Source organism: Coleofasciculus sp. (assembly GCF_046565525.1).
Lineage (GTDB): Bacteria > Cyanobacteriota > Cyanobacteriia > Cyanobacteriales > Coleofasciculaceae > Coleofasciculus.
The window spans coordinates 22220-44447 of sequence record NZ_JBKHUP010000013.1 but is presented as its reverse complement, the minus strand read 5'-3'; the positions used below and the strand labels follow the sequence as shown (position 1 = coordinate 44447).

Genomic DNA, 22228 nt, shown 5'->3' with positions numbered 1-22228 from the left:
CTTTCCTCTGGTAACGGCTAATCTGGAGAGGATAAATGTCCGACGTTCAAAATGCATCACCCAATCAACTAGTTTGTACAGTCTTGCCGACTTACAACGAGCAGGACAATATCAGTGCGCTGATTGAGCGCCTTCTGGCGAGTAACGCAGCCCCCTACCTGGTGCTTGTGATTGATGACAACTCCCCTGATGGCACCTGGGAGATTGTAGAACAGTTTGCCGATCGCTATCCTATTTCCTCTACTTCACCAGAGGATGGCAACGCGGTAGGGGTTGCCTTAGTCCGGCGTATTGGTGAAAAAGGTCTAACCTCGGCTATCCAGCGTGGCATTGATGAGGCGATTCACACCTATAATGCTGCAATTGTCACTTGGATGGATTGTGACCTCTCCATGCCCCCTGAAGACGTACCCCGACTGGTGCAAGCTATCCAGAAAAACGAAGCCGATGTTGCCTTTGGTTCCCGGTGGGTTCCGGGGGGGACAGATAGAGCTCACGGTTTAATGGCTCGCACCCTGAGTTGGATTATCAATTCCTTCGCCCGAGTGATGCTATACAGCCGGATACATGATTACACCAGCGGCTTCATCGCCGCCCGCGCCGAAGTATTGGAACGCATCAAGTTGCGCGGGGGTTATGGTGAATACTGCATCGATTTGTTATACCGTGCCAAACGACTGGACTACCGACTCGTTGAAATCCCTTACATCTGCGTACCTCGTACAGCAGGCGAGAGCAAAACGGGTCTAAACTTGTGGGATTACTTAGTCAAAGGACGCAAATATGTGTCAACCATCTGGCAGCTTTCCCGGAAAAAATCCTTAACTTAGTGGTTGCTGTCGGGAGTCTTGGGGTTCTTAAAGCGCAACGCCTCCTAAGCAATAGCCGGATTGGTTGCGAAGCCTAGCACAACCACCTGTATCCAGGTTGGTGTAGGAGTATGTCACGAGCCTGGTTCTGTGTTATTGCCCCGCTTCTAGCAAAATCTCTTTAACAGTGGCAGCGACTCGTTCTATCTGTTCGGGGGTTAACGCCATACCACTGGGAAGATAAAAGCCTCGGCGGGCTAAACGTTCAGCGACGGGGTAAGACTCCTCTTTGAACAGTCCCATCTTATGAAACACAGGCTGTTCGTGCATGGGCCAAAAGAATGGGCGACTGCCAATTTTCTCCTCTCTTAATCGTTTCATTGCCTCTTTCGCATCAAAAGGCACGTCATCGGTTAAGACTACACCATACACCCAGTAAATGTTTTCCGCATAATCGGTGCGGGGAAGGGGTAACTCTAAACCTGCTACATTCCCAAGAAGTTCTGTGTAACGTTGTCCCATCTGGCGTTTACGACTTACAAATTCATCCAACCGCTCTAATTGAGCCAGTCCAACGGCGGCTTGTAAGTTTGTCATGCGTAGGTTCCAGCCTAAGTCTTCATGGACAAAACGCTGCTGGGGTTGAAAACACAGATTTCGCAGAGAACGACAGCGTTGAGCTAGGTTGTCGTCATCGGTGACAATCATTCCCCCTTCACCTGTGGTAATGTGTTTGTTGGGATAAAAGCTAAACGTACTAATATCACCTAAACTGCCACAAGGTTTCCCCTTATAGGTTTGACCATGCATTTCAGCCGCATCTTCAATCACAAATAGTCCATAGTTTTGGGCTAAAGCTTGGATGGCGTCCATATCTACGGGTAATCCGTAGATGTGGACAACCATAATGGCTTTGGTTTTGGGGGTAATCTTTGCTTCTACCTGCTGGACATCCATATTCCAGGTGTGGGGGTTACTGTCCACAACCACTGGAATCGCCCCCGCCCTCACAATTGCAGCGGCACAGGAGATAATCGTGAATGTGGGCAAAATGACTTCATCCCCTGCACCAATTCCCAGAGCAACGATAGCCGCGTCTAGAGCCATGGAACCATTACTCACGGCTATGCCATGTTTTCGTTCCACACGAGTGGCAAATTCGGCTTCAAATTGCTTGACAAATGGTCCTTCAGACGAAATCCATCCGGTGTCTATACATTCATTGAGATATTGCTTTTCTTTGCCGTCTAACAGAGGTTCATTGACCGGAATTGCTTCTCCCATAGTTGGTTAATCCGTTATCTTGACCTGTTTGCTCTCAACGCCGGGGAAACGAGTCTTGTCCTCATTCCCCACATAAGGACCTTGCTTGACTTCAATCATTTCTACTTCTTCTAAAACTTCAAAGCCATGTCCTCCTTTAATCAGGAGAATGACATCCCCAGTTTCTAGGATATGACTCTCTAAATACTGTTGCTGGTCGTCATAAAAATCGACTCGGAGTTTTCCTTGTTTAATAAACAGAACTTCCTGAGTGTAAAAGACTTCTCGACGGACTTGATTGTGGATGTGAGGAGTGATCGTTTTTCCCGCCGGATGCCTCATATAGGCTAGCTGTTGCGAAAAGCTGTCAGGGGTAAAAAAGTGAATACCAGGTTGGTTAAATTCAGTGGTAATAATAATGGCAAATACTTCTTGGTTATGAACAATTTCTTGTAGTTGTTTTTTGCGAGGTTTTATTAACATTGGAGGTCTCAAAGTAGGGTTTAATCAAGACGACATTGGAGCTATAACTAAGACTTAAAGTATAGCTCAACGATTACTCGTCTACAAGGGTTGCTTAATCGAGGCTTCGTAGATGGGATATTTGCCAAACTGACCTAAATTAGATAATTCAATCTGAAAGCGCTGCTCACCTTTAGTGAATTGGAGATTATTCTGACTATCTTCGGGTGGCTGGCATTTTCGATAAGGATAGCATACATAAATAAAGTGATCCTGATTCTGCTCAACTAACACTTTACTTAATTTAACCAAATCATTGCTAGTTTCAGCTCGGAAAAAGAACTTTTTGCCTCTCAGAGGGGGTTCTAGCAATTGAGCAGCATATTGATGAGACACTGCAATCACCCGTTCTGGAGTTTCTCCCAAGAGTTGGGTGGCGGGAGGAACACCTTGATGCGCCTTCTGCAACGCCAGCGTGCCTAAGTAGGTGTTTTTGTGGATGCCAATGGCTAAAAGGACAACGATGGTAAAAATGCTGATGTATCGGAAAAGGGGACCTGATCTGTCCTTGATGAAATTTAGCTCCTCTATCGTTATCCAGGTGACTAGGGGTATAAGAGACAATAAGTATCGCGGTCCCCACTGCTTACCCCCAACCGCAATCTCGTCCGCGCCAGAATCTAACAATAAACAAGCACCAGCGGTGAACATCACACAGATTAGATAAATTACCCCTATCCTAGCATCGAATTTTACCTCAATTTTTCTGAACACATACAGCCACGCGATCGCGATGAGGATTGGCAGACTATACTGCTTAATCGCTGTCTTTAACTCAGCCGCACCTCCGGTCACAAACAGATACCCAGCGGCGGCAATTAATAGACCGATTATACCCAGAGTAACGATTTTCAGGTTCAGTTTAGCTTCTAGTCTCTTCAAGCCATACAAGAGCAAGTAAAGTAGCGGAAAAAAGGCGATCGGGAAGTACTCAAATCCGACGACACTGAGTTCCTGGAAATTGCCCCAAGCCTCGGCAAGGCGGCGAGTCCAAGAGAACTCCTCGACGATTTCTACAGCATGCATCCCCAGAAAAAGACCGTAAACCAGTTTGTTAGCGACAAAAAATAGGCTGACTGCCACGAACATGCTAGCGATAAAAGTTTCCTTGTTTTTGGCTAAATAATGGATAGACTTTAAATTAAACTTATTAAATAAATTCAAAAAGTTCCTCTTAGCCAAGGCGGCAATAATCACCAAAGCGGATAACGTCGCCACCATAGACAAAAATTCGGGTCTAAACCAAGCCGATAAACCGATTAAACCGCCACTGACTAAAGCACTGGGTTTCGATAAACCCGAAGGATATCCCATCATTAGCAGCATTGCCATACCTGCAAAGCAAAGCGCAACGGCAAGGCTATGCTCCCAATACATGGCACTATACAGGGTTAAGTGCGAGGCAAAGATCAGGCTAATTAAGGCAATTGAGGTATGAAATGCACTAACCTTTAAACGTTTACAGGTAAGATAGAAAGTACCCCAGATTGCCCAAGTGGCAACTAACGGGACGAGATAAAGACCTCTGAAGCCAAAAAGTGCATAAAATGGTGCGGTGATTAGGGGAAACGTAAAGGGAAAGGTAATGTAATAGCGCCCCGCTATGTTGTAGACAAACGGTGGTGCATAGGGATAGAGCCCATCCTGCCAAAGATTTCGCACCCAGGCTTCTGTGGGTTGCCACAGATCAAAACGCCATTCACCCGTACTTAACTGCTGTGCTAGTAAGGATTTGAGCGCAGCATCGCCGCTAAAATACGTACCTTCGGGAATTTGAAATTGTAAATAGAGTGAAAATAAAACTCCAATGACAATAATCCCTAGAGGAATCGGCTCAAGCTTGATTTTCATGAGTGTGTATGGTGGCGATTAATCATCAACCCGAACGTTGTCTCTAGCAGAGTCGTTTAGGCGACGTGGCGTCAAGCAACAACTTGCTCATTATATAACTGAGTTCCTTGGCAACGTCGTGATTTGCAATGGCTGCCATTTATTTTACATTTATTTAAAAATCTGTGACAACCACCCAAAATTTCGTTTATTCTAGGAAAACCATTGTTTTTTGACCAATACAGCTTGACAACCCTGGTACTTTTGAGAGGATTATACTCATATTTATTTACAAAACGTAAAATACTCCAGCAAGTTGATGGCGTATCTTTCACCTAACCTTTACAATTAACGGTTGTATAGTTATATAGTATTAATTTTATGTGGCAACCTTTTAAGCTCGGATCTTGGTTAATTACGGCGGGTGTCGCCTGGTCACTAGGTTACATTTATAACGTCCACCATGGTGGTGAATTAAGCTTCCTGCGAAAAATGTATGAACACAAGATGGCAGTCGCCGAACAGGTACAAGCACCAACCCGAGTGTTGATTGTGGGGGGTTCAGGAGCGAATTATGCCACGAGTGCGGCGGCGATAGAAGCGGAACTGGGTATTCCGGTGTTCAACCTAGGATTAGATGGACCCGTGGGTCTAAATGTGATCCTGCCGAGCATTTTAAAGGAAGTGCGTCCTGGAGATATTGTCCTGCTGATTCCTGAAGATTTAATTCTCTTAGATGATGATGGGTTGCTGGAACGGTCAGTACCCTTTGGCATTGCCATTGGACGACCAGGTTTGGGTGATGTTCCGCCTCAGCAGCTCGCTGAAAACATATTACTGGTGGGAACACCGACTCTACGAGGACTGACGAAATCGACAATAGACCTAATCGAAAAAGGCGAAATGACGGGATATTACTCCGATCCCTTTACTAACCGAGGAGACCCCATAGTGACAAAAGTCCGCAAGGGTGAGTGGTGGAAATGGAGAATTAAGCAACCAATTTCTGATCATGCCATAGACCGAATCACTAAATTTCGGGAGCAGGTGGAAGCCAAAGGCGCTACTTTAGTGTTGTCCTTACCTTGGGTCTATGGTAGTACGGAGCAAGAGTCGATCGCGAATATGAGAAAGATTGCCGCAGAGCTAGAAAAAATTGCCCCTGTAATCGCCTATGATCAAGAAACCTTTAACCTAAAAAGCGATTCGAGTTTGTTTGCGGATACGCACCACCACCTTTTACCGGACAGTCGGAAAATTAGAGCGAGAGAACTGGCTGAAGGATTAGAACCCTTTGTTAAGAAAGACCGCACCCAAGCAAAGTAAGTTAAATCAGACAAGGGGAAGTGTTCGGAATTCATCTGGCTAAGTTTAATTGAAATGTGAATGGAGCATTTGATGTCTGATTAAACTGTTTCAATTGCTGAACGGGTTTTCTCGATACAAAAGAAGGTTTATTTTATTATGGTTGGTGATAAAGAAAAAACTAAACGTCCTTTAGCCTCTAAGATAGAGGAAGTGTTTGGGCTTGACCTGCGATCGCTGGCAGTTTTTCGCATCGGTCTGGCGTTGATGGTGATTTGGGATTTAATCAGCCGGGTTAAAGGCTTAAATGCTCATTATACGGATTATGGGATACTCCCGCGCAGCGCACTAATTGACGAATTACGCAATCCCTGGTACTGGTCAATTCATTTAATTAGCGGTCAGCCCTTTGTCCAAGGGGTACTTTTTTTATTGGCGTTTTTTATCGCTTTGGCGATGTTAGTAGGATATCGCACCCGGCTAGCAACAATTGCGACGTGGGCGTTGGTTATCTCTCTGCAACACCGCAATCCGGCTTTAATTTTTGCCGCCGATGATGTGCTCAGAGCTATCCTATTTTGGGCTATGTTTTTACCTTTGGGTGCTTCTTATTCGGTGGATAGTGCGCTGAATACATCAACCCAACCATTACCCAAGCGGGTTGTCTCTGGTGCGACGTTTGCCTTGATGGTACAACTCTGCTTTATTTATATGTGGTCGGCGGCATATAAAACCCAGAGTGAAATTTGGTGGCCCCAAGGCGATGCGGTTTATTATTCCTTAAGTTTCGATCAGTATGTATCGGGATTTGGTCTATTTTTACTGGGCTTTCCGCCACTCTTGTTAAAAGCAATTACATTCAGCGCCCTCTGGTTTGAATGGATCGGACCGTTGATGATATTTATTCCCTTCCGGAATAGCTTTTTCCGTTGCGTGGCGATTGTTTCGTTTATTCTGTTACATATTGGATTTGAGTTAAGTTTTGAACTGGGCGTTTTATCATTTCTAAGTATGGCGACGTGGCTGGCGTTGCTTCCGAGTCCGGTTTGGGATGGACTGGCTAAGCGGTTGAATACCGATAAACGTCGGGGGTTAAGGATTTATTATGATGCCGATTGTGGCTTTTGCAAGAAGGTTGTCCACCTGATTCGCACGGTCTTAATTTTGCCGAGAACTCCGTTACTAATGGCTCAAGATGATGCGTCTATATGTGCGGATATGGAAGCCCAAAATTCCTGGGTGGTTGTGGATTGGCAAGAAAATCGGCATTTTAAGTTTGAAGCTATCGCCTATGTGGTTAGTCTGTCGCCGTTATTTGGGTTCTTGGCTAGGATGTTGAGATGGCGTCCAGTAATGGCAGCAGGGACAAAGTTTTATGAGACAATAGCCACCAATCGACGCACGGCTGGGATGTTGACTAAGCCGCTAAAGTTTCGCCCGATTGAGGTACGTCCTTCACGGCTGCTGAATACGATCGCATTAGTTTTACTGATGTTTACATTTATTTGGAATCTTCGGAGTTTTGCTGCTCAAACCTTTTCCCGAAGACCGGTTGAGAAAGATGATTGGATTAGTGCGACGCATAAGTTTTTGAATCGCAGGACATTTCAGCGCATTGATCCCCTGAGTCGTTTGACGCGATTGGATCAGTCGTGGAGTATTTTTGCTCCGTCACCGCCTCTAGATGATGGTTGGCATGTGATTGAAGGTAAACTTAAAAATGGCAGTGAAATCGATGTTCTTCTCGGTGGGGGTGCGGTGAATTGGGAAAAGCCAACTCCTAAGCAGCTAAAGGCTATTTATGGGAATCAGCAATGGCGGGTTTATTTCATCAATTTAAATCGAGCGATTGGTCAAAAGCTTTATCCTTATTATGGCAAGTATCTCTGTCGAACTTGGAATGCTACCCATGAAGGCGGTAAGGAATTGGAGAGTTTTGAGATGTATTTTATGGATGAGAGAACTGTACCGCCAGGTGAACCCCAAGATGTAGAGAAGATTAAGAGATTGGAGCAATCTTGCTCGGATTAGGGTAATCTCTACGGGTGTATGTCATATCAAACCTTTGTTACCCTCTTTTTGCCACGGCGATTGAAATCGCTGCTACACAAACTTTCGTCCGCCTACGCGGACTGAATTAAGCTTTTTAGCCAATCCTGCGGTCAACTTAGATCAGCAAGATATTCAAAAGCGAAGAAAAGGTTTTATGTTCAAAGATACCCGATCAGCCGTCACGAAAGTCCTCACCTTGATTACGATAGCTATATCACAAAGAACGAATGACAAATGACAAATGACTAAGCCACCTGACTCAACGCCTCCGTCAGATAATCAGCCGTGGCTTCCACAAGAGCGATGGCGTTTTCATAAAGCATCCGAGTAGGTCCGAGAATTCCCACACTACCCACAGGCAGATTATCCTGTTCATAAGTCGCACTAACCAACGTACAGGTTTGCATGGGTTCCAAAGGATTCTCTGAACCAATTCGCACTTTTGCCCGCCGCCTAGAACTTACACTATCAGGAAGTTCAAAGATTAGGGGCCAAAGTTGCTGCTGTTCTTCTTCCAACAGATGAAGCAACATTTGAACTTGTTGCAATTCAGCAAATTCCGGCTGACGCAATAACTCAGCAATCCCCCGAACTAAAATCGGCGTGGCTACCGATGTTTTCATCCGGCGAGTCAATTCTGCCAATACCTTCTTCAAGAAATCGGCATACTGGACAAATTCGCGGTCAAGTTCACTCCAATTTAAGTTCACCAGTTCACCTAGAGATCGTCCCCGCAGCTTACTACTTAAAAAGTTGGATAATATTTGTAACTCTTGCTCAACATTCGCTGCATCGGCTTGATCATCCGGCGATACCGAGGACAATTCCATAACAATGGATTGGGTTTGATAGGCATCAGTCACCACAATCAACATTACCCGCCCTGGTGTGACAGATACTAATTGCAAATGGCGCAATCGTGTCGTTTGGGTTTGAGGTAAGGTGATCAGGGTAATATACCCACTTAGAGTCGAGAGAATTTGCCCTGCATCGCGTAGCAAAGCTTCAAAGTTGAAATCGTCACCCTTCAAATGATCTGCCAATAATGTCTCAGCGTGACGTCCCAACGTATTGGATGGTTGAATCAGGTGATCCACATAAATGCGATATCCTGAATCCGAGGGAACTCGTCCCGCCGAGGTATGAGGTTGATAGAGTAAGCCAGATTTTTCTAGCACACTCATGCAAGAGCGAATTGTAGCAGGGCTAACACTCAAATCATACTCCTGGGCTAAAGCTTTGGAACCCACAGGTTCCGCCGTCGCAATGTAATGACGGATAGTTGCCCAAAGAATATGTTGTTGCCGATGATTAAGACTGACGTGTACAGACATTTGAAAAAAAGCCGAACGTAATCAGATTTTCCCCAGAATCATTTAAAATCATCATGGTCATGGCAATTTATGGAGAAACTTTTCTCCAAGATATCCCTAGAGATAGGTTAAATCGCCAACGCCGCTAAACTGACGTTTGAAGGGACGGACTTTCCCAATAGGATGAATGCCGTCTTAAAGGGTATTGATTTTAAGATAACAGAAGAACCTGGGATTCTGTAGCTTGCCATGATCGACTGCTAGTAGCGAGGGATGGTAGGATCGACTATTGCGGAATAGGCATCAATTCCGCCCGCGACATTTTTGACATTGGTAAACCCCTGATCCGCTAACCACTGGCACATTTGAGCCGAACGGATACCGTGGTGACATATCACCAAGGTTTCAGCATCAGCTTCAAAGCGGCTGTGGATTTGGTCGGACCATTGGGCAAATTCGCTCAAGGGTAGAACATCAAACCCCTGAATATGCGCGATCGCGACTTCTTGGGGTTCACGCACGTCGATAAGCTGGAGTCCTTGTGGGGATTGGCTGATCCGCTGCGCGAGTTCCTCAACATTGACTTGGGGAATGGGTTGACCAAAGGATTGAGCTGACATAACGGGTACAAGGAAAATAATACATACCAGAATACCGATATCCGTGACACTCCCACCCGATGGCAAGGGGGTAGGCTTCTAACCAAAACTAAGGGTTGACCTATCTTCCGTGGAAGATCCTGAAATACAGGTGGCTGAGCCTAAGTCTAAAGTTAGACAACTATGGCGGGTGTCGCCGCTACTACTACTCCTGGTGATACCAGGTCGTAGATACGTGATGCGAGTTGGCATCACTATTTTTTTGCCAAATCCGATGTGGTGAATATTGACAGCACCTACTAGATCCCTGTGATCCGTAAATTTACACTTAGGGCATTTCCAATTACGGGAACGAGGTTTATGGCGGTGTCCACATTCGGGGCAAGTGCTACTTGAGCCTCTCTCGTTGCCATCGCTAGCTTTGATACCAGCAATCTTGCACTTATAGGTCAGGTAATCAATATCAGTGCCGTATTCCCATCCAGCCATTCGCTGATTGTGCTTACGCCCACTATTTTTTCTTCTAACGCCATCTGGATTCCCGATATAGACCTGGGAAACACCTTGAGCTTTGAGAAAGCTCACAACAGAGGTGGTGGCTTTATGACGGAGATCTTTAATTCGGCGCTCAGTTCTAAGCAACAATTTGTTTTTGGCTCGTTGCAATTTCTGCCAGCGTCTGGAACCCTTTTTGCAACGAGACTGCTTTTTGACAATCTGACGTAACTGCTTATGGCGATGCCGCTTGAGTGAACGGATGCCTCGACCTGTAACGATTAGTCCTTCACCGGAACTTGTCACAACCGTGGCTAGATGAATTTCGCCCAAGTCGATAGCGGCTGTCACATCACTTTTGACTTGAGGGGATACTTCTACGTTGTGTGAAACATGAAGCTCAAATCCTCGACTCCAAACTAATTTAGCGATAGTGCAGTACGGGTCGATTTCAATCGGTAGAACAATCGGCTTTCTTCCCTTTCCCATTGATAGAACGGTTTTACCTTTTTGGTGTTTAACCGCTTGACCATGCCAATGAGCGGGGTAGAATTTTTTGTCCCGCCATGGGTATTTAATATTTTTTAATCCCTGTTGGCGATTGGACTTTGTACTGTCAATATTGCCGATAAAAGCGCGACAGACCAACTGAATAGATTGAGAGTGTAACTCAAACTTTCCTTTGGTGTGTTTTTGGAGGTCTGTTAGACTCAACCATTCCAAATGTGAGACCCTGCATGTTCTGTGCAAGTCCTTGCAGGTGTTCCAGACCTTTGCCGACTCTTGTTGACTGGCTTGCAATCGCTGGAATACCTCGATAGAAAGAAATGGAAGCCTGTAAACATTGGTAGTTTGCATGGTAAAATTGTAGCATGAAAAGCTCATATACAGCAACAAAGTTCCAGACAGGGAAAACGCGATGGACTCACTACTCCATCGCTTACCACTTGGTATGGATTCCTAAGTACAGGAGAAAGATATTAGTACCAGAAGTAGCGGACTGCGTCAAGCAACTGATACAAGAGGCTTGTGACCGTAACGAACTAACTCTACTAGCAATAGAAACAGACATTGATCATGTTCATGTTTTTGTTTCTGCTCCTCCTCGTTTCAGTCCAGCCAATATTGCTAATATACTCAAAGGTTACTCTTCTCGCTTTTTGAGAGAAAAATTCCCTCATCTCAAAAAAGCCTGTGGGAAGGACAGCTTGTGGACTTCAGCCTATTACGTTGGAACAGTCGGCTCTATGTCGGCTGAAGTGATCAACAGATACATTACTGAGCAATGCCTTGGGAAGTGATTTGTAAAAATAGAAGGCATCGAACCTTCTATATATTTTTACCCGCCTTTCATCCCAACCCCTTCAGGGGGTTGGGATGAAAGGCGGTCTTTTTAAGATTGGCAAAGGGTGTGGGGGAGATGGGGGAGATGGGGGAGCAGAGGGAGCAGAGGGAGCAGGGGGAGCAGGGGGAGCAGAGGGAGCAGAGGGAGCAGGGGGAGCAGGGGGAGCAGAGGGAGCAGAGGGAGCAGAGGGAGAGCGTGTAGGGGCGGGTTTTACCATTAACGGGAAGGTTGTCACCCTGATATCACTCGCGCCCGCCCCGATTAGAGTGCAAGTCACCTTCAACAAAGGACATAAGACGTAGCTTCTTGTCGGGAAGCGAGTATGACGAAGGACATAAGACGAATGACGAAGGACATAAGACGAAGGACAAATGACCATGAAACTACGCTCGTTTTTTTATGCCTTGGCAGCCGGTGTGATAATGTTGCTATTACTCGCTGGAGGTAGCTGGTTCTGGGTCAACGCCCACAGCCCCCTAACTCTATTGCAGGAACGGGAGGTAAAAAATCCCACGGCGGCGATTTTCGTGCCGAAACAAGCCCCCGCGATGATATCGTTACTCGTGAATCCCGATCGCTTAGCAGCGTTGCAGCAAGTGGTGGTTGAGCCCCAGAAGCGAGGACGTGCGATCGCACAGTTCCAACAACTGGAAAACAGTCTGCTGGCAAATTTGGGGCTGGACTATCAACGGGACATTCAACCCTGGATTGATGATGAACTGACTCTGGCTGTAACCTCCTTAGATGTTGACCGCAATCCCGAAAATGCGGCACAACCGGGATACTTACTCATCTTTACCACCAATGAACCCCAAGCCGCCCAGGAACAGGTTTATTCCCGACGCATGACGGCTGACTCAGCCGATTTAGTCGTTGAATCCTATCAAGGAGTCAACCTGATTTATCAGCCATCTAGTCCCGGTGGGAAAAAGGTTGCAGACGATACAGAATCTCGTCCCATCCCGGACATCTTAACCAGTGCGATCGTGGGCGATCGCTTTGTGCTATATGCCAATCACCCCAAGGTATTGCGGAATGCGATTAATACGGTACAAGTTGCTGATTTGAGTTTGGCAGAAGATCCTGATTATCAACAACTGCTGCAAAGTTTGACAGAACCGCGAATTGGATTCAGCCTGGTGAATTTACCCGCCCTAGCCGCCTGGATTTCTAATCAACCGATTCCCGATCGCGAGTCGTTTGAGGCGTCTAAAAGTTTAGCCCTTACTCTGTCCCTAACTCCTCAGGGGCTGTTGGCACAAACGGCTATTCCCCGGTCAAAATCGAGTCCAGAACCGATTACCCCAGCCCTGTCTCAGCCTGTTGATGCCCTCGAGTACATTCCCGCCCAAAGTGCTTTGGCAATTGCTGGGGTTGATTTAAACCAATTCTGGAGACAACTATCCACCCGACTCGAAGCCGATGAGAATCTCAGCAGCTTACTCAACCAAGGGATTGCCCAGTTCAAGTCTCGTTGGGGGATTCAATTGCCAGAAGAGATTTTCAGTTGGGTGGAAGGGGACTATGCCCTATCCTGGTTCCCTCGACCGGATCAACCGAATCCCGACTGGATTTTTGTGACACAAACGGGTAAAAATGATCAGGCAATTGATGGGATTGAGCATTTGGATATAGTGGCTCAGCAGCAGGGATTAAATGTCGGAGAACTGCCGTTTGCCGATCGCACAATTACAGCGTGGACGAAGTTGGTTACGGCAAAAGCCCTGAAGAATCGCCAAGATGGGTTGTTAAGTTTACAAGCCCAAGTTCAGGGCGTTCACACCACGGTGGGAGACTACGAAGTGTTTGCCACTTCAATTGAAGCAATGGACGCGGCGCTTAATGGGGTGAAGGATTCGCTACTGCACAATCCCAGCTTCCAGAACGCGATCGCAGCCTTACCGACTCAAAATGATGGGTATCTCTATATCAACTGGTTAGAGAGTCAACCCTTGCTTGAGCGTCAGCTTCCCATTGTGCGGGTGGTGGAACTCATTGGTCAACCTTTATTTGACCACCTGCGATCGCTAACCATCACCAGCTATGGTGTTAATCAAGGTGTTCAACAGAGCAAGTTATTTTTCCAATGGGTTGATCAATCCTCCAGTTAAAATTAATTGTTCCTCGAATAGAGTTATCATCGACAAGGTAGGGGCAACCCGCTTAGCCTAATTAACAACACCAGAAACAGGGCGGGTTTACATAAGTTACCAGTTTTTTCTTACATGGTATCGGTAAAACCCGCCCCTACAGACGGTCGGCTCGCCCTCTCCTGAAGCCTTTGTATGAGAACGTTTTTCTTCGGAATTTGATGGAACCCACAATCCGACCCAGAGTTAAAATTTGCTGCATCGGTAGTGTTGACGAAGCCAATCTCGCCATTTGTTATGGCGCTTGTGCCATAGGCTTAGTATCCGAGATGCCCAGTGGATCGGGTATGGTGTCTGAAGGATTGATTGCCCAAGTCGCCGCTAGGATACCTCCGGGTGTCTGTTCATTTCTACTCACCAGTAAATTTGATACCATCGCGATTATTGCCCAGCAACGACGCTTAGGCGTCAACACGATTCAGATGTGCGATCGCCTGCAATGGGGAAGCCATGATGATTTACGTCAGGCGTTACCAGGAATTGCCATTGTCCAAGCGATTTATGTCACCAGCGAAGCCGCGATCGAGGAAGCTTTGGCAGTTGCACCCCATGTTTCAGCATTGCTCCTCGATTCGGGGAATCCCATGTTATCAGAGAAAGAACTGGGTAGAACCGGGCGAGTTCATGATTGGACAATTAGCCGACGCATCCGGGAGTTAGTCAACGTGCCAGTTTTCCTCGCGGGTGGACTGACTCCGGAGAATGTCAAAGATGCGATTCAAGCGGTTAAACCCTTTGGTGTGGATGTTTGTAATGGGGTTCGCACGAATGGCAAATTAGATGAGGGTAAGCTTGCTGAGTTCTTCAATCAAGTGAACAAAAGTTTTAACTTCTAACTCTTTTGTCCCTCATGTAGCTGCGTGCGCGGCTATCGGGAGTTCTACTATACGGAACGGCGGGCGATCGGGGAATGTTTGCCGCAAAAGTGGCATAGCGACGTTATAGACAGGGATGTCTTTACTCGTGCGACCTTCAGGACTACCATAGTGGGCATGTCCATGGAAGACCACAGAGACGGGGTAACGATTCAACGGTTCCTCCAATCGGCTGGAACCCAGAAAGGGAAAAATCTCTGGGGGTTCACCTTTAACAGTCATTGAGATGGGGGAATAATGGAGTAAGACGACACGCTGTTGAGTTCGTAGTCGAGCTAAGGCTGATTCCAGCTTCAGGGCTTCCTCTACTGCTTCATGAACGAAGTGTTTAATCGCCGCTTCACCCCAAGGTTCTAGAGTTCTCCGACCAAAACCACCCGCGAAACCTTTAACACCAGCAAAACCAATACCCTGAATCTCGCAGGTTTCCCCATCTAGCAGGATAATGCCAGCATCAGAAAGGATCTTTTGGAGCTGATCAGGCTGTTGGGATTCATAGTCGTGATTACCGAGTACAGCAAGGATAGGTATCTTGACCATGTTTAGTTCTTCGGTGAGAATCTGGGCTTCTTCGGGTAAACCATACTCAGTCAGGTCTCCGCACAATAAGAGTATATCGGCGCTATCATTAATTTCCTCAAACAACGGCTTTAAGGTTCCCTGAGAGTTTTTGCCACAGTGAATATCTCCAACTGCTGCTATACGCACCGTCTTGTTTGCGATCGCCATTTTTTTCTCCATCACGCTCTAAGATGCATACCCTTCCCCTCTGGACACACGGCTTCATCGGCAACTGAGAGGGAGACACATCTCAGGTCTATAATCGCCCAGGAGTAGGTTCATTTTCATACGTCTGAGGTAGCAGTTTATACACTCACTAGGCGGCTCAAAGTAATGTCTTTAGATTGAGGTTACGCACTTAAAGTGGAGTACAAGATAGATTAATTAACCCAAAAAATATGCATTCAGTTGATATGATATGTCATCAAATATACCCAGTTTGGATGATCTTGCTCCAAAAACCCAGGAATTCTATACAAAAGCTCTGAAAACGCTCCAGGGAGCTGGAATACCCTTTTTGGTGGGTGGTGCCTATGGGTTTGAGCATTACACCGGAATCGCCCGCCATACCAAAGATCTGGACATTTTTGTTCGCGCTGGCGATCGCGATCGCGTCTTTGAGGCATTTGCGGCAACAGGTTGGCGTACTGAGATATTGGAACTATTGCAAAATCATGGTTTAATCATGACCAATCCTGGACTCAATTAGCTGCGACTAGGTTAGCTTTGTCCTGCGGAATGGGTTGGGAAAAACTCTCGGAATCAGACTGGGACATTAGGAGTAATCGCCAAGATATAAAAGCTGTGGATGCTGTGTTCAAGGGTATGATTGCAGTACTAGAGATTGATCCACAAAGATTAGTCACAGAGATGCAACTACTGAGGCATGGAGCCGGAGGTGCTGATTTTAAAGTATAAATCATATCAACATATTAAAATAAACAATGGCGCATAACCAGGTGATTTGTAGGGGCGGGTTTTACTCTTATCTGGTATTGAGACCCCTAAGTGAATAAACCCGCCCTGACTATCAGTGTTCTTGATAAAACTCCACTATCAAAAATTCCCCTATAATTTTTGGATAAAAGACTCCAATAGTTCTTTCACCTCAACCACCCCACTGACTAAACGGTCATAGTCTATAGCACTCAGCAATTCCAACTCATAACACAGTAGCAGATAATACTCCACCTCAATCGCCGAATCCCGCGCCAGCCGCAGGAAGCTGAGTCTGTCCTCCGCCTCCTCGCGATCGCACCCCTGAGCAATTTTAATCGGAATTGCCGCACAAGCCAGACGAATCTGTTGAGTTAACCCCAGTAATTCCTCTTCTGGAAACCCTTTAGTCACCTGATAAACGTCAACCGTTAACTCATGGGCTTTGTTCCATTCTTTCAATTTTCGGAAATCCGTCATCCTTCAAATTCTCCTTTCCTCATCAATTGGTTAAATTGTTCATCATTCATAGCCACAAAAACCATGAACAATGAACAATGAACAATCAACCCATTTACGGCACCTGTAACCCCACCAAGTTATTCTCTGGGATATAACTGCGGAAAATGCCATTATCAGCAGAAACCATCACCAACTGTAGCAGATAATCCGGTTCAACATGCAAATCTGCCCAGGGTACAGCCACCTCTAAACATTGCTTAAACGCAACTTGGGCGCGACTGGTGCGGGGATGCCATTGATAATAGTCTGCGGCTTCTTCTAACCAAGTCGAACCGGCTAACAAATTAATCCCTAAGTGGTGGTGAAACAAATAGTTCACCGGGGCAGTATCGGGAACCTCGGCTAAAGGTGCTGGACTATTGTTAACCGTTCGATTCGGATAAAACCATAATAAATGCAATTCCGGAGGAATATCCTGACCAATTTTAATCCCTGCCTGGAAATCCAATCGCAGGTAAAAATTAAGGTGATCCAAACCATACCATAACCGCTGAATCACACTGCTGCGGTGCATCGTTCCCCGTGCGCCACCAACTTCTATGCGACCTGCTTTATCCCAATCTTGCTCATCTCCAAAGCCATCAATCACCGGATGAATAAACGTTTCCGGTCGGTGATCGCCTTTCGATTCGTAGGTGTCCAGGGGTTGCTTAAGACTGGCAGGAATCGGTTCATTTAATGCCTCATAAATCCCACTCAAATGTTCTCGGAATAACTGGTCAAAAATAGCATCTTGGTTCGATGAATGACCCTCGCCAAACCACCAAAACCAATCTGATCCTTCAGCCGCATATAAAGCTTCCCAGACTTCAGGATTGTTTTCCGGTGTAGCTTCGGGATGATTGGCTAAAGTCTGCCGCGCTTGAGTGAGTAAATCCCACGCCCGATTCTTAACTGGATCACCAATCCAAGTGCTAAAACTACCATCTACCCATGATCCACTATGGAGTCGATCTGCTGGAAGTGTGGCGGTGGGGGGAAACTGATCCAGAAATTCCGACACCGTGACCAATTTTATCTGAGGATGCGCCGAGAGTTTTTCATACAGTGAGGTGAGGAAAGGAATCCCATCTTTTTGGTAAAATTCCCAACAATTCTCCCCATCCAAAGCAATCGTTACTAGCCAAGGTTGATCTAACCCAGTCTCTCCCTGCTGCTGATGGCGGTGGATGGAACGAGAAATGGCTTCTAAGTGACTGACAAAATCCGTTGACGCCTGATGGGGTTCCATTGACCCATAAGTAAAGCCAATTAAATCAGATAAGCGGTGATCGCGAAAGACAACTGCCAAGTTCCCCTGGGGTGTCTCTAAGCGATAGGGGCGATATAACAATGTGGGTTCCATTAGGGTTCCGGCTTCATCCCGGTGGAAAAAGTGCTGCACTGTCCACCCCAATACCGCCTCATCGGAACAAATCCACTCAAATCCCGCCTCAGCAATATAGGGTAGAATCACTGGACTCACCGACTGTTCTGAGGGCCACAACCCCCGTGGTGTACGCCCAAATCGTTCTTCATACATCTGCCACGCTTTTTCTAGGTGGCGGGGAATGTCTTCTTCCCACCGGAAGTGCTGTAGGGGTAATGTCATCTCCGGAATCGCTACCCGCCCGGAATGGGTATCGGCGAGTAAGGGTAAAATCGGGTGAGTATAAGGGGTTGTTGTCACCTCTAGCTGACCCGCCTCTTGCATTTTGCGATGCTGAGGAATAATCCGCTTGAGGATATCTCGTTGTTTAGAATAAATCCGCTGGCGATCGCTTAATGTAAAGTTTCGTCCTTTCTCTAACCAAGCCGCAATTTCTGGGTCATCCCAGAATATCGGGTCAATCCACGCCAAGTTGTGCCATGCTAGTAAATCGCTGTAATCCTGATGCGTCCAATGATCCACACACCAGGTTTTCCCATGTTCTTGCCGCATCTGGTATAACTCGGCATATCGAGGATGGGGGTCAATCAAGGTACGGTGATGGGCATCAAAAAAATGCTCAACGATAAACTGTCGTTGGTCTGGCTTGAGTTGCTCACTCGGCGTCAGGGCTAACTCCAGATAGGGATCAAAGGCTGTTCCCGCCATATAATCTTCTAACTGCAAAATCAGCGACGGCACCAAGTTGACCGTCTGGTGTAACTTGGGATAGCGCTCTAACAATAGCACTAAATCCAGATAATCTTTCGTCCCATGTAGCCGCACCCAAGGGAGGCGATATCGTCCATTTGACCCGGACAGGTTGTTGCGACTTTTATAGAGGGGTTGATGCTGATGCCAGATAAAGGCAACGTACAATGGATGGCTCATCGCTAATAATAAACGTTAAGGGTATCGAGTTGATATGTGAACAAAGGAATTCTCTCCCTTTATAACTCTTAACCGCTAAAAAATATCTATGCAAAACTATGCAAGATACGCCGTCATGCGGTACTAACGACTTCCCGTCGGATTCTCACCGACCTCTCCAAGCTCCCCGAAGGAATTGACAGCAGCCGATGGCGGTTCATCCCGTGATTAAGAGCTCCGTACTGAGCGTAACCTGGAGTAGACTGTTAGTCTAGGCTGATAGAAGGAGTGGCGAGACGAACCTTTGACTCGTTTCGCCACTAACCGCCAATGTGACCAGACGTGCTTCAAAGATTCCGTTTCTTGGTAGGCGGTTCTGGCTGGCAGTCTTTCTGATAAAAACATTCCACGCCGAGCTAACACGAAAGCAGCGGCTGTGGCACTATTCATGCCATACATCGACATGAACTTAATCAATGCAATCCAACTACTGTAGGCAGGATTGACCTCAATAACCTGGATACCCAGTTTGAAGCATCTAGCTAATAGAAGTTGAAGAAATTTAGAGTAAGCAAAGTTACTCAACATACGGCGTGTCTTTGCATTTAGCTCACGCAACCGTTTTTTCTTATCGGTAAAATCAAGTTTTTCGACAACAATGGGGCGCTTATACTCCAAGGCTATTGTGGTCAAGTCAGTAACGACAAATTATAGGTAAATCTAGGTATTCGGGCTACTGCTGCAAACCCTTAACGCTCAACTAAAAACGCTTGCTAATCAAACAATTCGACATACCATTTCGGCTACGAGTCGGAAGGTTAAGCACTATAAATGTTTACCTCCTGAAATCAACAAACAGAACTGGAAACTGTCCAAGTGAGGCAATACCTATAGTTTGAGTTTTCCCACTATTGCTGGGGATAAACGAGTACCTATAGTTGTTGCCTCGTCTCATTGGCAGCCAGTTTTAGAGCAAGTTCGACGCGCAAATGTGGACAAAGGTAGCGTCAAGCTTATCTATCACCGCAAGGGTTTTCTTGTTGTCTGGAGCTACACAGGGATGCTGCTGTAATGGCTTCATCTGCTACAGAGAATGGGCTGCTTGGCACAGCCCCTAACTTGATGAATGACTCGCTCCTAAAAGGAGCGAGTAACTAGATGCAAGAATCCCCCGCATTTATGCGTGGGGAGTGTCAAATGACTTGTTCAACTTCCACAACTTCCGGGATAAATTCCCGTAAGCGGCGCTCAATCCCCATTTTCAGGGTCATGGCAGAACTGGGACAAGACCCACAAGCGCCTTGTAGCCGCAGCTTCACAATCGGACCGTCGATTTCAACTAAATCAACGTTACCGCCATCCGCCATCAGGTAAGGACGCAATTCATCGAGGACGGCTTCGACGTTTTCTGAGGTTAATGCCAAGGGGGGAGATAGTGTTTGAGACATAGTTCACCTAGTTTGACAGCACAACTACGTTAATCCTAGCGTCCTTTGGCAAAGTTCCAGACGTAGCCGGCTACGTCTGGAACAATAGATGTTACGTCTAAGACTGACTTTAGTGCTTATGAGGTCTCAATCCGTGCGAGACACCATCACGGGTTCTTGATAGAGGGGTACGGTAAATGTCACGGTTGAACCTAAGTTTTCTCCCATGCTGAAGAAATGTACGACACCGCCCATGGTTTCCACCAGCTTCTGGGAAATCGCTAACCCTAACCCGGTTCCCCCATAAGGACGATTGAGTCCACCATGTACCTGGCTGAAGGATTGGAAGAGTTTGTCTTGCTTATCCAAGGAAACGCCAATCCCAGTATCAGCTACCCGCACCTTCACATGTCCAGGAAACTCCTGTCCTTGAAAATGGACTTTCTTGCGGATGACTTCGGCGCTGATGGTAATTCCCCCTTCATCGGTAAATTTAATCGCATTCCCCACCAGATTTAACATCACCTGTAGCAGCCGTTGATAGTTCCCATACATGACAATGCCATCATAAACGGCGGGAATTTCCAGGGTGAAGCTCAAACCCTTGTGATGGGCTTGCTGCGCGGTAAAATCATAGACCTTATTGAATAGATACTCTAACTCAACTGGACTAAACTCCAGTTCCATTTTTCCGGCTTCAATCTTGGCGATATCTAAGATATCGTTGATGATGTTGAGCAGGTGTAAGGCGCTATTATGGGCTTCTTGGATAAACTCCCGCTGTTCTTCGGGGTCATCCGCCATCCCTTCGAGAATCAGCTTGAGAAAGCCAATCATCCCATTTAAAGGCGTCCGCAATTCGTGAGAGGTACTCGCCAGAAATTCACTTTTGAGGCGGGATACTTCTTCAGCTTGCTCTCTTGCCAGTTCCAGTTCTTTATAGAGCGTACCATGAGCGATCGCGGTTCCCACTTGTTCAGCCAACTCCCGCACCAGCTCAATTTCTGCATCACTCCACGGACGGTGGCGATCGCATTGTTGTAAACTAATTAATCCATTGGGTTCGTCTTTATAAGACGTGGAAACCACTAGCAGGGATTTTTCCTGGAACCGACTGGGGACGACTTGGTCAACCACCACAGGTTCGGAACTCCACAAGGCTTGTTTGAGTATTAGTTCCGACTCCAGTTCCAGCGTCATCCCCAACATTTCATCCAGTGAATCTTGGCGATACTCGGCTTCCACCTTGACATCCGTGAAGTCGGGTCTATAGGAGCAGATAATGCAGCGACTAACTTGCAGGGCTTTCCCCAGGCTATCTACCGTTTGTTGCCAGATTGTATCTAAATCTAACGTCCGGCGAATCCGGCGGGCAATTTGAGTGAGCAGTTTTTGATTGGGATCGACACTTAACGGAACCAGCGAATCAATAACTTTTTGTACCGCACCTTCGGGTAACAGATGACCCATCACCAAAACCTGAGTCACCTGACCGTCAGATTGTAAAATTGGGCTGATCACCAGTTCAAAAGGAAAAACCTGATCACCATAGCAGAAGTCGTGGATGCAGCGTTCTGGGGTGCGGTTGTCTAGAATCCGCTGGATTCGATCCCGATAAGCATCTAGAGCAATGGGATGAAAGGTTTCGTTGAGGAGAACCCCAATCACCTGCTCTTGAGTTAAATCATACTGCTGGGCTTGTCGCCAATAAAAGGAGTGATACTGACCTGACGCATCTTGGCTACACATCAGGTCAAAATCTAACCCCTGCAAAAAGCTTGACGAGCCTTGTGCAGTAGTAGATTGCATAGTGGTATACCCAGATCGAGGATTGTGGAAATCAGCAGGAGCAATCATCTACAAGAAACCTGAAAACTACAAGCAGCGAAAGGATTAGCGCTCGCACCAAGACGTAAATGCAACCCCCTAACGCCCTAGAGCCTCAG

Annotated in this window: 20 protein-coding genes; 8 read left to right on the top strand and 12 right to left on the bottom strand. The window is 46.5% G+C overall.

Annotation, left to right across the window (positions count from 1 at the left end):
- Positions 1-35: 35 nt before the first annotated feature.
- On the top strand, positions 36-830 hold the full coding sequence (locus ACLGGO_RS06845; RefSeq protein WP_446418741.1) for a polyprenol monophosphomannose synthase: 795 nt from the start codon (positions 36-38) through the stop codon (positions 828-830).
- 132 nt (positions 831-962) lie between these two features.
- On the opposite strand, the gene ACLGGO_RS06840 is transcribed toward ACLGGO_RS06845, so the two are convergent.
- The 3 genes from ACLGGO_RS06840 to ACLGGO_RS06830 all read right to left on the bottom strand — a co-directional run bounded on the left by ACLGGO_RS06840 (position 963) and on the right by ACLGGO_RS06830 (position 4445).
- Positions 963-2093, bottom strand: coding sequence for a DegT/DnrJ/EryC1/StrS family aminotransferase (locus tag ACLGGO_RS06840; protein WP_446418740.1), 1131 nt, complete (start codon positions 2091-2093; stop codon positions 963-965).
- Between the two features lie 6 nt (positions 2094-2099).
- Positions 2100-2555, bottom strand: a complete 456-nt coding sequence (locus ACLGGO_RS06835) for a cupin domain-containing protein (RefSeq protein ID WP_446339372.1) — start codon at positions 2553-2555, stop codon at positions 2100-2102.
- Positions 2556-2636: 81 nt separating this feature from the next.
- Entirely contained in the window at positions 2637-4445 is a 1809-nt protein-coding gene (locus ACLGGO_RS06830) for an LA_3751/LA_3752 family putative glycosyltransferase (protein WP_446418739.1), read from the bottom strand.
- A 360-nt stretch (positions 4446-4805) separates the two neighbouring features.
- Between ACLGGO_RS06830 and ACLGGO_RS06825 the strand changes: the two genes are divergently transcribed.
- Both ACLGGO_RS06825 and ACLGGO_RS06820 read left to right on the top strand, forming a co-directional pair.
- Complete coding sequence (locus ACLGGO_RS06825; RefSeq protein WP_446418738.1) at positions 4806-5750, top strand: hypothetical protein; 945 nt, start codon at positions 4806-4808, stop codon at positions 5748-5750.
- A 138-nt stretch (positions 5751-5888) separates the two neighbouring features.
- Positions 5889-7760, top strand: a complete 1872-nt coding sequence (locus ACLGGO_RS06820) for a DCC1-like thiol-disulfide oxidoreductase family protein (protein ID WP_446339368.1) — start codon at positions 5889-5891, stop codon at positions 7758-7760.
- Positions 7761-8026: 266 nt separating this feature from the next.
- Here the strand turns inward: ACLGGO_RS06820 and hrcA are convergent, their stop codons facing one another.
- From hrcA to ACLGGO_RS06805, 3 genes are all read right to left on the bottom strand, one after another.
- A complete protein-coding gene (gene hrcA / locus ACLGGO_RS06815; protein ID WP_446339367.1) occupies positions 8027-9115 on the bottom strand; it encodes a heat-inducible transcriptional repressor HrcA in 1089 nt (362 codons plus the stop codon).
- Between the two features lie 239 nt (positions 9116-9354).
- On the bottom strand, positions 9355-9714 hold the full coding sequence (locus tag ACLGGO_RS06810) for a rhodanese-like domain-containing protein (RefSeq protein ID WP_446339366.1): 360 nt from the start codon (positions 9712-9714) through the stop codon (positions 9355-9357).
- A 78-nt stretch (positions 9715-9792) separates the two neighbouring features.
- On the bottom strand, positions 9793-11046 hold the full coding sequence (locus ACLGGO_RS06805; RefSeq protein WP_446418737.1) for an RNA-guided endonuclease InsQ/TnpB family protein: 1254 nt from the start codon (positions 11044-11046) through the stop codon (positions 9793-9795).
- Between the two features lie 14 nt (positions 11047-11060).
- On the opposite strand from ACLGGO_RS06805, the gene tnpA reads away from it, so the two are divergent.
- From tnpA to ACLGGO_RS06785, 4 genes are all read left to right on the top strand, one after another.
- Positions 11061-11489, top strand: coding sequence for an IS200/IS605 family transposase (tnpA, locus tag ACLGGO_RS06800; protein ID WP_446339364.1), 429 nt, complete (start codon positions 11061-11063; stop codon positions 11487-11489).
- 76 nt (positions 11490-11565) lie between these two features.
- Positions 11566-11835, top strand: coding sequence for a hypothetical protein (locus ACLGGO_RS06795; RefSeq protein WP_446418736.1), 270 nt, complete (start codon positions 11566-11568; stop codon positions 11833-11835).
- A gap of 69 nt (positions 11836-11904) precedes the next feature.
- Positions 11905-13644 (top strand): DUF3352 domain-containing protein, encoded by a 1740-nt coding sequence (locus ACLGGO_RS06790; RefSeq protein ID WP_446418735.1) that lies wholly within the window; start codon positions 11905-11907, stop codon positions 13642-13644.
- A 200-nt stretch (positions 13645-13844) separates the two neighbouring features.
- Positions 13845-14519, top strand: a complete 675-nt coding sequence (locus ACLGGO_RS06785) for a phosphoribosylanthranilate isomerase (RefSeq protein WP_446339361.1) — start codon at positions 13845-13847, stop codon at positions 14517-14519.
- 12 nt (positions 14520-14531) lie between these two features.
- Here the strand turns inward: ACLGGO_RS06785 and ACLGGO_RS06780 are convergent, their stop codons facing one another.
- Positions 14532-15287 carry a metallophosphoesterase family protein gene (locus ACLGGO_RS06780; protein WP_446418734.1) on the bottom strand — a complete coding sequence of 252 codons (756 nt, stop codon included), beginning with the start codon at positions 15285-15287 and terminating at the stop codon, positions 14532-14534.
- A 250-nt stretch (positions 15288-15537) separates the two neighbouring features.
- Between ACLGGO_RS06780 and ACLGGO_RS06775 the strand changes: the two genes are divergently transcribed.
- Positions 15538-15828 (top strand): hypothetical protein, encoded by a 291-nt coding sequence (locus ACLGGO_RS06775; protein ID WP_446418733.1) that lies wholly within the window; start codon positions 15538-15540, stop codon positions 15826-15828.
- Between the two features lie 359 nt (positions 15829-16187).
- Here ACLGGO_RS06775 and ACLGGO_RS06770 read toward each other — a convergent pair whose 3' ends face one another.
- The 5 genes from ACLGGO_RS06770 to ACLGGO_RS06750 all read right to left on the bottom strand — a co-directional run bounded on the left by ACLGGO_RS06770 (position 16188) and on the right by ACLGGO_RS06750 (position 22139).
- Positions 16188-16535 (bottom strand): four helix bundle protein, encoded by a 348-nt coding sequence (locus tag ACLGGO_RS06770; protein ID WP_446418732.1) that lies wholly within the window; start codon positions 16533-16535, stop codon positions 16188-16190.
- 94 nt (positions 16536-16629) lie between these two features.
- On the bottom strand, positions 16630-18876 hold the full coding sequence (locus ACLGGO_RS06765) for a glycoside hydrolase (protein WP_446339356.1): 2247 nt from the start codon (positions 18874-18876) through the stop codon (positions 16630-16632).
- A 207-nt stretch (positions 18877-19083) separates the two neighbouring features.
- Positions 19084-19548: an IS200/IS605 family accessory protein TnpB-related protein gene (locus ACLGGO_RS06760; RefSeq protein ID WP_446418731.1), complete on the bottom strand. Its 465-nt coding sequence runs from the start codon at positions 19546-19548 to the stop codon at positions 19084-19086.
- Between the two features lie 500 nt (positions 19549-20048).
- On the bottom strand, positions 20049-20303 hold the full coding sequence (locus ACLGGO_RS06755) for a NifU family protein (protein WP_446339354.1): 255 nt from the start codon (positions 20301-20303) through the stop codon (positions 20049-20051).
- Positions 20304-20429: 126 nt separating this feature from the next.
- A complete protein-coding gene (locus ACLGGO_RS06750; protein ID WP_446418730.1) occupies positions 20430-22139 on the bottom strand; it encodes an ATP-binding protein in 1710 nt (569 codons plus the stop codon).
- Positions 22140-22228: the final 89 nt, after the last annotated feature.

Excerpts from the sequence above, each read along its gene's own strand:
- ACLGGO_RS06790 (WP_446418735.1), top strand. The coding sequence starts at position 11,905 with ATGACCATGAAACTACGCTCGTTTTTTTATGCCTTGGCAGCCGGTGTG.
- ACLGGO_RS06755 (WP_446339354.1), bottom strand. The coding sequence starts at position 20,303 with ATGTCTCAAACACTATCTCCCCCCTTGGCATTAACCTCAGAAAACGTC.
- ACLGGO_RS06825 (WP_446418738.1), top strand. The coding sequence starts at position 4,806 with ATGTGGCAACCTTTTAAGCTCGGATCTTGGTTAATTACGGCGGGTGTC.
- ACLGGO_RS06750 (WP_446418730.1), bottom strand. The coding sequence starts at position 22,139 with ATGATTGCTCCTGCTGATTTCCACAATCCTCGATCTGGGTATACCACT.
- ACLGGO_RS06810 (WP_446339366.1), bottom strand. The coding sequence starts at position 9,714 with ATGTCAGCTCAATCCTTTGGTCAACCCATTCCCCAAGTCAATGTTGAG.
- ACLGGO_RS06845 (WP_446418741.1), top strand. The coding sequence starts at position 36 with ATGTCCGACGTTCAAAATGCATCACCCAATCAACTAGTTTGTACAGTC.
- ACLGGO_RS06785 (WP_446339361.1), top strand. The coding sequence starts at position 13,845 with ATGGAACCCACAATCCGACCCAGAGTTAAAATTTGCTGCATCGGTAGT.
- ACLGGO_RS06795 (WP_446418736.1), top strand. The coding sequence starts at position 11,566 with ATGAAAGGCGGTCTTTTTAAGATTGGCAAAGGGTGTGGGGGAGATGGG.
- ACLGGO_RS06765 (WP_446339356.1), bottom strand. The coding sequence starts at position 18,876 with ATGAGCCATCCATTGTACGTTGCCTTTATCTGGCATCAGCATCAACCC.
- ACLGGO_RS06830 (WP_446418739.1), bottom strand. The coding sequence starts at position 4,445 with ATGAAAATCAAGCTTGAGCCGATTCCTCTAGGGATTATTGTCATTGGA.
- ACLGGO_RS06805 (WP_446418737.1), bottom strand. The coding sequence starts at position 11,046 with ATGCAAACTACCAATGTTTACAGGCTTCCATTTCTTTCTATCGAGGTA.
- ACLGGO_RS06820 (WP_446339368.1), top strand. The coding sequence starts at position 5,889 with ATGGTTGGTGATAAAGAAAAAACTAAACGTCCTTTAGCCTCTAAGATA.
- ACLGGO_RS06835 (WP_446339372.1), bottom strand. The coding sequence starts at position 2,555 with ATGTTAATAAAACCTCGCAAAAAACAACTACAAGAAATTGTTCATAAC.
- tnpA (WP_446339364.1), top strand. The coding sequence starts at position 11,061 with ATGAAAAGCTCATATACAGCAACAAAGTTCCAGACAGGGAAAACGCGA.
- hrcA (WP_446339367.1), bottom strand. The coding sequence starts at position 9,115 with ATGTCTGTACACGTCAGTCTTAATCATCGGCAACAACATATTCTTTGG.
- ACLGGO_RS06780 (WP_446418734.1), bottom strand. The coding sequence starts at position 15,287 with ATGGCGATCGCAAACAAGACGGTGCGTATAGCAGCAGTTGGAGATATT.
- ACLGGO_RS06840 (WP_446418740.1), bottom strand. The coding sequence starts at position 2,093 with ATGGGAGAAGCAATTCCGGTCAATGAACCTCTGTTAGACGGCAAAGAA.
- ACLGGO_RS06770 (WP_446418732.1), bottom strand. The coding sequence starts at position 16,535 with ATGACGGATTTCCGAAAATTGAAAGAATGGAACAAAGCCCATGAGTTA.
- ACLGGO_RS06775 (WP_446418733.1), top strand. The coding sequence starts at position 15,538 with ATGTCATCAAATATACCCAGTTTGGATGATCTTGCTCCAAAAACCCAG.